The sequence below is a fragment of the Cryobacterium sp. TmT2-59 genome, from assembly GCF_004403545.1.
Classification (GTDB): Bacteria; Actinomycetota; Actinomycetes; order Actinomycetales; family Microbacteriaceae; genus Cryobacterium; species Cryobacterium shii.
The window spans coordinates 22166-28994 of record NZ_SOGM01000066.1; the positions used below are offsets into that span (position 1 = coordinate 22166).

General features: G+C 69.3%; 6 protein-coding genes. 4 read left to right on the plus strand and 2 right to left on the minus strand.

All coding sequences use genetic code 11. The features are described 5' to 3' along the window. The first annotated feature begins 26 nt into the window (after positions 1-26). The 3 genes from E3T24_RS10870 to E3T24_RS10880 are packed head-to-tail and all read left to right on the plus strand — an operon-like array spanning position 27 to position 3280. Positions 27-1226 (plus strand): argininosuccinate synthase, encoded by a 1200-nt coding sequence (locus E3T24_RS10870; RefSeq protein ID WP_134364967.1) that lies wholly within the window; start codon positions 27-29, stop codon positions 1224-1226. Positions 1227-1235: 9 nt separating this feature from the next. After that, positions 1236-2672 carry an argininosuccinate lyase gene (gene argH / locus E3T24_RS10875; RefSeq protein WP_174235689.1) on the plus strand — a complete coding sequence of 479 codons (1437 nt, stop codon included), beginning with the start codon at positions 1236-1238 and terminating at the stop codon, positions 2670-2672. Then, on the plus strand, positions 2669-3280 hold the full coding sequence (locus E3T24_RS10880) for a DNA-3-methyladenine glycosylase (protein ID WP_241978687.1): 612 nt from the start codon (positions 2669-2671) through the stop codon (positions 3278-3280). Before argH ends, E3T24_RS10880 begins: the two co-directional genes overlap by 4 nt. 702 nt (positions 3281-3982) lie before the next feature. Here the strand turns inward: E3T24_RS10880 and E3T24_RS10885 are convergent. Both E3T24_RS10885 and E3T24_RS10890 read right to left on the minus strand, forming a co-directional pair. Continuing rightward, on the minus strand, positions 3983-4648 hold the full coding sequence (locus E3T24_RS10885; RefSeq protein ID WP_134434616.1) for a hypothetical protein: 666 nt from the start codon (positions 4646-4648) through the stop codon (positions 3983-3985). Next, positions 4645-5280: a DNA-binding protein gene (locus E3T24_RS10890; protein WP_134364970.1), complete on the minus strand. Its 636-nt coding sequence runs from the start codon at positions 5278-5280 to the stop codon at positions 4645-4647. The genes E3T24_RS10885 and E3T24_RS10890 overlap by 4 nt, the downstream gene beginning before the upstream one ends. A gap of 139 nt (positions 5281-5419) precedes the next feature. Here E3T24_RS10890 and tyrS point away from each other — a divergent pair, with 139 nt between their 5' ends. Continuing rightward, positions 5420-6721 (plus strand): tyrosine--tRNA ligase, encoded by a 1302-nt coding sequence (tyrS, locus tag E3T24_RS10895; RefSeq protein ID WP_134364971.1) that lies wholly within the window; start codon positions 5420-5422, stop codon positions 6719-6721. Positions 6722-6829: the final 108 nt, after the last annotated feature.

The window sequence follows — 6829 nt, forward strand, 5'->3', positions numbered from 1 at the left end:
GAACAGATCTACATTTAGGGAGAACCATGGCTGAACGTGTTGTGCTCGCATACTCTGGTGGACTTGACACCTCGGTTGGCATCGGCTGGCTGAAGGATGCGACCGGCAAGGAGGTCGTGGCCCTCGCCATCGACGTCGGACAGAGCGGCGAGGACATGGATGTCATCCGTCAGCGCGCACTGGACTGCGGCGCCGTCGAGGCCATCGTCGTCGACGCGAAGGACGAATTCGCCAACGACTACATCGTGCCGGCGCTCAAGGCCAACGCGCTATACCAGAAGCGCTACCCGCTCGTGTCCGCGCTCAGCCGCCCGCTGATCGCCAAGTACCTCGCCTCGACCGCGAAGGAGCTCGGCGCTGACAGCGTCGCGCACGGCTGCACCGGCAAGGGCAACGACCAGGTTCGCTTCGAGGCAGCGGTCTCCGCCCTCGCGCCCGACCTCACCTCCCTCGCCCCGGTGCGCGACTTCGCCCTCACCCGCGACAAAGCCATCGAATACGCGGCCCTGCACAACCTGCCGATCGCGCAGTCGAAGAAGAGCCCCTACTCGATCGACCAGAACGTGTACGGTCGCGCGGTCGAGACCGGCTTCCTCGAAGACCCGTGGAACGCCCCGATCGAAGACCTCTACACGTACACGCAGGACCCGGCCGTGACCCGCGAGCCCACCGAGGTCGTCGTCAGCTTCGACCAGGGTGTCCCCGTCGCCATCGACGGCGTGCCCGTCACCCCGCTGCAGGCCATCGAAATGATGAACCTGCTCGCCGGAAACCAGGGCGTCGGCCGCATCGACATCGTCGAGGACCGCCTCGTTGGCATCAAGAGCCGCGAGGTTTACGAGGCTCCGGCCGGCATCGCCCTGATCGCCGCACACGAAGAGCTCGAGAACATGACCGTCGAGCGCGACCTGGCCCGGTACAAGCGCACGGTCGAGTCCAAGTGGGCCGAGCTCGTCTACGACGGCCTCTGGTTCTCCGGCCTCAAGCGCGCCCTCGACGTGTTCATCGACGAGACGCAGAAGCACGTCACCGGCGACATCCGGCTCAAGCTGCACGCCGGCACCGCCGTCGTCACCGGCCGCAAGTCCACCCAGAGCCTCTACGACTTCAACCTCGCCACCTACGACACCGGTGACACCTTCGACCAGTCCATGGCCAAGGGTTTCATCGAGCTGTGGTCGCTGCCGAGCAAGATCTCGGCTCGCCGCGACCTCGCCGGCAAGTAGGGCATCGGCGTGGCTGGAGACAAGAACGAGAATCGTGCCGGCAAGGCGGGCGCCCTGTGGGGCGGTCGCTTCGCCGGGGGACCGTCGCCGGAACTGGCGAAGCTGAGCAAGTCGACCCAGTTCGACTGGCCGCTGGCCCCCTATGACATCCGTGGTTCGAAGGCCCACGCCCACGCCCTGGCCGCGGCCGGTTACCTGACCGACGACGAATTCGTCGCCATGGTGGCCGGCCTCGACGCCCTCGTCGAGGCCGTGCTCGACGGTCGGTTCCAGCCCGCGGAGAGCGACGAAGACGTTCACTCGTCGCTCGAGCGCGGCTTGATCGACATCGTCGGCGTCGAACTCGGCGGCAAGCTCCGCGCCGGCCGCAGCCGCAACGACCAGGTCGCGACCCTGGTGCGGATGCTGCTTCGCGACAAGGCTGTTGCCCTCTCCGCTCACGTCGTCGACCTCATCGACGCCCTGGCGTCGCAGGCCGAAGCGCACGAGCACGCGATCATGCCCGGCCGCACCCACCTGCAGCACGCGCAGCCGGTGCTGCTCGCCCACCACCTGTTCGCGCACTGCTGGCCGCTCGTGCGCGACCTCGAGCGGTTCACCGATTGGAACAAGCGCGCCGACTTCTCGCCCTACGGCTCGGGCGCCCTGGCCGGCAACACCCTGGGCCTCGACGCCAACCTGGTCGCCGCCGACCTCGGCTTCAGCGCCGTGGTCGAGAACTCGATCGACGGCACCGCGAGCCGCGACCTGGTCGCGGAGTTCGCGTACATCACCGCCCAGATCGGGATCGACCTGTCCCGCCTGGCCGAGGAGATCATCCTCTGGAACACGCGCGAATTCGGTTTCGTCACCCTCGACGACTCCTATTCGACCGGGTCCTCGATCATGCCCCAGAAGAAGAACCCGGACATCGCCGAGCTCGCCCGCGGCAAGTCCGGCCGCCTGATCGGCAACCTGACCGGGCTGCTGACCACGCTCAAGGGCCTCCCGCTGGCCTACAACCGCGACCTGCAGGAAGACAAGGAGCCGGTCTTCGACTCGATCGAGACCCTCGAGGTGCTCCTGCCGGCCTTCAGCGGCATGATCGCGACCCTGACCTTCCACACCGACCGCATGGCCGAGCTGGCGCCGCAGGGCTTCTCCCTGGCAACGGATGTCGCCGAGTGGCTGGTCAAGCATCAGGTCACCTTCCGCGACGCCCACGAAATCACCGGCGCGCTGGTCAAGCACGCGGAGCAGAACGGGCTCGACCTGCACGAGGTGGACGACGCGGCGCTGCTCGCGCTGTCACCGCACCTGACGCCGGACGTGCGCGAGGTGCTCACCATCACCGGTTCGGTTTCCCGCCGCGACGGCCAGGGCGGCACCGCCCCGGTGCGCGTGGCCGAGCAGCGCGCCGTGCTGGTCGCCCGGGTGGGGGTCCTGGCGGCCGCTCTCCGGGTGTGATCCCCGGCCGCAGCCTGCTGGCGCGACCCGCACTGGAGGTCGCGCCGCTACTGCTGGGCGCGGTGATCGGCCGGGACGGGGTGCTGCTTCGCATCACCGAGGTCGAGGCCTATCTCGGGCTCGGCCTCGACCCCGGATCGCACGCCTTCCGCGGGCAGACCCGGCGGAACGCGGCCATGTTCGGCGAGCCCGGTCACCTGTACGCGTATTTCAGCTACGGCATGCACGTCTGTGCGAACATCGTCTGCTCGGAGCCGGGGGAGGCGTCCGCGGTGCTGCTGCGCGCCGGCGAGATCATCGCGGGTGTCGACGAGGCACGGATGCGACGCCCCACCGCACGCAGCGACCGCGACCTCGGGCGCGGCCCGGCCCGGCTCACGGTGGCGCTCGGCATCGGGCTCGCCGACGACGGCGCGGACCTCAGCCGGGCCCCGTTCGAGCTCACCCTGCCGGAGCAGCCGAGCGAATTCCGGAGCGGCCCCCGAACCGGCGTGAGCGGCCCCGGCGGAGGCGCCGAGTACCCGTGGCGATTCTGGATCCCCGATGACGCGTCGGTGTCGCCCTACCGGCCGCATCCGAAGCGGGGCACTGAGCCCCACCGTCGTTAGGTCCGGGCCATCCCTGGGCCAGCGCCGGGGCATCCGTCGTCACGTAATTTCGGAGATTTTCGAGAATCACCGCTTTCGGCGCCCGCCCCAACGGCGTGTTGCGAAAATCTCCGCAGCTAGTAACGCGGTGGCCACGGATGTTCCGGGTCGGACAGCAGATCCGGGTCGCCCGGCCGCGGCGAGCCACCGCGCCCCAAGGAAACCGTCCCACGCCGCCCCGAGGGACCCGACCCAGCCCAACCGGCCCGCCCCGAGGGACCCGACCCAGCCCAACCGGCCAGCCAGCCCAGCCCGAGGCTCGCGGCGCACCCTCTTGCCGCGGGCGCTGGTTACAACGTGCGCCCGCGACCACAGGGTGCGCCGCGACGCCCCGCCATGCCATTCCGCAGACGGACCCGGCCGGGGCATCCGTCGTCACGTGATCTCGGAGATTTTCGAGAATCACCGCTTTCGGCGCCCGCCCCAACGGCGTGTTGCGAAAATCTCCGCAGTTGCTGAACGCGGTGGCCACGGATGTCCCGGGCCGGGCAGCAGATCCGGGTCGCCTGGCCGCGGCGAGCCACCGCGCCCCAAGGGACCCCACCCGAGGCTCGCGGCCCACCCTCTTGCCGCGGGCGCTGGTTACAACGTGCGCCCGCGACCACAGGGTGCGCCGCGACGCCCAGCGGTGCCGCTGGCCGATTCCGAGGCCGCGAAGACTCGCTAGGCGACCGCGATCTGCACGAGGGCCGCGCACGCGCAGGCCCAGATCAGGCTGGCGAGGGTGCCGATGATGAATCGCTCCCGCGCCTCGGCGGCGGCCAGCTCGGTGAACCGGCCGACGCCCTTGATCGCCACGACGATGGCGAGGGCCTCCGGGAAGCCGGCGAGGATCGCGCCCGCCACGGCCAGCCGCTCAAGGATCCCGATCATCAGGCCGCCGCGCAGCACCTCGTGCACCGCGTGCTGGGGCTTCGCCTGGTCGGTGCGGGCCTCACCGGTGCCGGGCTCGTCGGTGCCGGCCTGGGCGGGAACCCCCGAGTCAGAGGCCGCCGACCCGGCGTTCGCCACCAGGATGCCGCCGTGCTGGCCGGGCGTCACGCTGTTGTGCGTGGCCAGCCGGAGTGCGAGCAGCGCTGCGGGCCCGCCGCCGACGACCGCCAGGCCGAGGGCCAGCATGCCGAGGATGGTGCCGAACACACTGGCGCCGCCGGGGGCGGGCACGGATGCGATCAGCAGGGCCGCGGCCAGGCCGCCGGCGGCGATGGCGGCGAACTGCTGCTTGTGCTGCCGGAACGCCAGGACCGCGAAGAACAGCGAACCCGTCGTGACCAGGATCAGCAGGAGCCAGTACAGGTACGCCACGATCTGGAAGGACGAAGAGGTCATGCGGCAGGGCCCGTTTCTGTCGTGGCGTGCTGGAGGTTCTCCAAGAGCCTAACGAGTGCGGGCTGCGCGGACTGGTCCACGCGCCACAGGGCGCTGCGGAGTCGCTGGCTGACGGCCGCCGCCGAGATCTCGAGCGCCGCGGCGATCTCCACCTGGGTCAGGCCCCGGCCGAGCAGGTCCACGGCCGCCCAGCCTTCCGTCGTGCGGCGCTGGCGCAGCAGCAACAGCGTGGTCACGAGGGCCTCGACCTCCTCGGCGCCAAGCAGCGGGGGAGCGCCGGTCGGGCCGGCGAGCTCGAGGCCGAACCGGCCCTCCGCTTTCTTGGCGCGCGTCACCGCGGCCCGGGCGCCGACGAACGCGTGCCCGGATGCCTGGCGGGCCGAGGCCGGCAGGGGGCGGCGCACCTCGCCGATCCCGAGCCCGATGCTCCAATGCCCGGAACGCTGTAGGTCCAGGATCACGTCTAGGGTGCTGCGGGCATCCGTCAGCAGCATCTGGATCTCGTCGCCCGCCGTCTGATCGGGCGGGAGGATGAAGGCTCCGGGGAAACGGGCGATGAGGGCGTCGATCATCTCGCCGGCACGATCGCGATCGTTGCGGCTGTCGATCTGGTCAGCGGTGATCACAAACACGGAAGACTCCTCTCGCACCGGGAACAGATGAAGTGTCCAGGCTGAATATACACCAGTTCAGCTTGCAGACTTAATAATTCGCAATGAAGGTTCAGAGGTGATCCGGCGGGCCCAGTTCGGGCGCTGGTAGCCTTGGCTCGTGTCAGATCCAGCGATCCTCGCCCTGCAAGCCAATGACCCGACCTTCGACGACGTCTGGGAGGAGATCTCCTGGCGTGGCCTGGTGCAGGTCTCGACGGATGCCGCCGAACTGCGCGCGCTGCTCGCCGGCCCGCCGGTCACGTACTACTGCGGCTTCGATCCGACCGCACCCAGCCTGCACCTGGGCAATCTCGTTCAGCTGCTGCTGATGCGCCGCCTCCAGCTGGCCGGGCACCGACCGCTCGGGCTGGTCGGCGGATCCACCGGCCTGATCGGCGACCCGCGCCCGACCGCCGAGCGCACCCTGAACTCGAGGGATGTCGTCAACGAGTGGGTGGGCTACCTCCAGGCCCAGGTCTCCCGCTTCCTCAGTTCGGAGGGCGACAGCGCCGTCACCCTCGTGAACAACCTGGACTGGACCGCCCCGCTCAGCGCCATCGATTTCCTGCGGGACATCGGCAAGTACTTCCGCGTCGGCAGCATGCTGAAGAAGGATGCCGTGAGCGCCCGTCTGAACTCGGACGCCGGTATCAGCTACACCGAGTTCAGCTACCAGGTGCTGCAGGGGATGGACTTCCTCGAACTTTTCCGCACCTACGGCTGCGTGCTCCAGACCGGCGGCAGCGACCAGTGGGGCAATCTCACCAGCGGCATCGACCTCATCCGCAAGGCGGAGGGGGAGAGCGCGCATGCCATCGGCACCCCCCTGATCACCAACAGTGACGGCACCAAGTTCGGCAAGAGCGAGGGCAACGCCGTCTGGCTCGACCCCACCCTGACCAGCCCGTACGCGTTCTACCAGTTCTGGCTCAACACCGACGATGCCGACGTGATCAACCGGCTGAAGGTATTCACCTTCCTCACCCGGGCCGAGATCGAGGAGCTCGAGACCGCTGTGGCGACCGAGCCGTTCAAACGGCTGGCCCAGCGCACCCTCGCCGTGTCGGTCACGAGCCTCGTGCACGGGCGCGATGCGACGGATGCCGCCATCCAGGCCGCGCACGCACTCTTCGGTCAGGGTGACCTGGCCGACCTCGACGAGGCCACGCTGGAAGCGGCGCTGCGGGAACTCCCCAACACCACGACCGCTCCGCACGCACCCGTGGTGCAGCTGCTGGTGGACACCGGGCTCACCGCCAGCCTGAGCGAAGCCCGGCGTGCGATCAGCCAGGGTGGCGTCTACCTCAACAACGTGAAGGTGCTGAGCGACGATCAGACGATCGAAGGCGCCGTGCTTCCCGGGGGCGTCGCCGTTCTCCGCCGCGGTAAGAAGACCCTGGCCGGCGTTTTCGTTCAGTAGCCGCGGGGCGTGACACGCCCGGGGTTGCACTGGTTTTGACGGGCCCGCCGGGGGACCGTAATGTATTCAAACGTACCCCACAGGTGCGGAAAGCCGCAGAGCTTCCCG